The sequence below is a fragment of the Pantoea sp. GbtcB22 genome, from assembly GCF_019091025.1.
Taxonomy (GTDB): Bacteria; Pseudomonadota; Gammaproteobacteria; order Enterobacterales; family Enterobacteriaceae; genus Pantoea; species Pantoea leporis.
In genome coordinates this window covers 1-233 of the sequence record NZ_JAGXKB010000927.1, presented here as the reverse complement: position 1 = coordinate 233, position 233 = coordinate 1, and the positions used below count along the sequence as shown (strand labels likewise).

Below are 233 nucleotides of genomic sequence, written 5' to 3'. Positions count from 1 at the left end.
TAGCCACAATCAAGCGTGGCGGCAGCAGGAAGCTGAAACAGGTTTCCTGATGCGGCACGCTGGTGTTCTCCAGCCGCGCGTTGTGATGTCCCAACGCATGCTTCACGCTCGCCAGCCCCAATCCGCTTCCGCCGGTGGCGCGCGAACGCGCTTTATCCACGCGATAGAAACGCTCGGTGAGGCCCGGCAGATGCTGCTCGCTAATGCCCGGCCCGTCATCGCACACCTTAAAC

1 protein-coding gene is annotated in these 233 nt (G+C 62.2%); it reads right to left on the bottom strand.

Annotated features, from left to right (window positions below):
• Window positions 1-233, bottom strand: a 233-nt coding sequence (locus KVT28_RS27055) for an ATP-binding protein (protein ID WP_254633684.1), incomplete at both ends; no start/stop codon positions are given.